This is a genomic window from Methylobacterium crusticola, assembly GCF_003574465.1.
Taxonomy (GTDB): Bacteria; Pseudomonadota; Alphaproteobacteria; order Rhizobiales; family Beijerinckiaceae; genus Methylobacterium; species Methylobacterium crusticola.
In genome coordinates this window covers 1-1,615 of the sequence record NZ_QOWC01000454.1, presented here as the reverse complement: position 1 = coordinate 1,615, position 1,615 = coordinate 1, and the positions used below count along the sequence as shown (strand labels likewise).

Genomic DNA, 1,615 nt, shown 5'->3' with positions numbered 1-1,615 from the left:
GGGCCGCGCCGTGCGAGGATCGTCGCATGAGTCTCGAGCGGACGCTGGCCCAGGCGATGGCGGCGGCGCAGGGCGGCGACGCCGCGGCGTATCGCGGCCTCCTGCGCGGCTGCCAGCCGGTGATCGCCGCGCAGGCCCGCGCGCAGGGGCTGACCGGCGAGGCGGTGGACGACGTGATCCAGGAGACGCTGATCACCCTTCATGCCGCGCGCAGGACCTACGACCCGGCCCGTCCGTTCCTGCCCTGGCTGCGGGCCATCGCGCGCCGCCGCGCCGTCGACGCCCTGCGCCGCCAGGGGCGGCGCCCGCGGGAGGTCCACGACCCGCTGGCCTACGAGGCCTTCCCGGACCTGGCGCCCGCGCCCGGCGACGCGCTCGCGGCGCGCGAGCGGGCGGCCGGCCTCAAGGCCGCGGTCGCCGCCCTGCCGGCCGGCCAGCGCGAGGCGGTGGAGCACCTCGCCTACCAGGAGCGCTCCCTGGAGGAGGCCGCGGCCCTCACGGGGCGCAGCAAGGGCGCGCTCAAGGTCAACTTCCACCGCGCCCTCAAGGGCCTGCGCGCGCGCTTCGGCGGCCGGGAGGACGGGGATGCCTGAGGCGACCCGCCACGACCGCCTGGTCGACGCCCTCGCGCTCCACCTGACGGCGGTCCGCCCGCTGCCCTCGCCCTGGCTGCGGGCCGTCGCCTGGTCGGCCGGCGTGATCGCCCTCGGGGCCGCGCTCAGCCTCGGCGCGGATCTCGGCGCGCTGCGCCTGCGGATGGGGGTGGCCGATCTCTGGCTCTCCCTCGCCGGGTCGGCCCTCACCATGGTGACGGCGGCGGCGGCGGCGTTCCAGACCAGCGTGCCGGGCCGCTCGGCGCGCTGGGCGGCGCTGCCGCTCCTGCCCGTCGCGCTCTGGCTCGGGGCGAGCGGCTTCGGCTGCCTGCGGGGCTTCGCGGCGCCGGGCACGGACATGCCGGACGCCCGGGAGATGACGGGCTGCCTCGCCTTCATCCTCGGCTTCTCGCTGCCCCTCTCCCTGGCTCTGTTCTGGATGCTGCGCCGGGCCTGCCCGCTGCGCCCGAACCTGACCGCGGCGCTGGGCGGCCTCGCCGCGGCGGCGGGCGCCGCGACCCTGCTGGTGCCGTTCCACCCCCACGACGCCACCGCGTCGGACCTCGCGGTGCACGTGGTGGTGGCCGCGCTCGTGATCGGCCTCAACGGCCTGCTCGGCGGCCGGCTCCTCGACGGGTCGTCGCGCCGCGGGCCGCCGGCCTGATCCGGCCCCGTCCGGCGCGGCTTGTCACGATTTCGTGCGCCGGCGCCCGATCCTTTAACGATCCGGTAACCATGCCGAGGGTTTGATGGGGCTCGGTAACAACCTGTCAACCGCCGTGACCAGCATCAGCCACACACGCCCCTCCCTCCCGCTGCGCGGCCGCTCCTTCCGGGCGCTCGTGCTCGCCCCGGAGACGCCGCTCGGCGACTGGTTCTCGAACCTGGACGCCCTGGTGCAGCGCTCCCCGACGCTCTTCTCGGAGCGCGCCGTGATCCTGGACGTCTCGGGCCTGGCCAGGGCCGCCCGGGCCGCCGACGGCCCGGACGGGCCCGGCCCGGCCGCGGCGGGCGACGCCGTC

At 77.5% G+C, this 1,615-nt stretch carries 2 protein-coding genes and 1 pseudogene; all 3 read left to right on the top strand.

Features of this window, described 5'->3' with window-relative positions:
* The first annotated feature begins 26 nt into the window (after positions 1 to 26).
* Complete coding sequence (locus DT057_RS34860) at positions 27 to 593, top strand: sigma-70 family RNA polymerase sigma factor (protein ID WP_128566549.1); 567 nt, start codon at positions 27 to 29, stop codon at positions 591 to 593.
* Positions 586 to 1,257 (top strand): NrsF family protein, encoded by a 672-nt coding sequence (locus DT057_RS34855; RefSeq protein WP_128566548.1) that lies wholly within the window; start codon positions 586 to 588, stop codon positions 1,255 to 1,257. The genes DT057_RS34860 and DT057_RS34855 overlap by 8 nt, the downstream gene beginning before the upstream one ends.
* A gap of 85 nt (positions 1,258 to 1,342) precedes the next feature.
* Positions 1,343 to 1,615, top strand: a pseudogene (locus tag DT057_RS34850) (hypothetical protein); the annotation flags it as partial.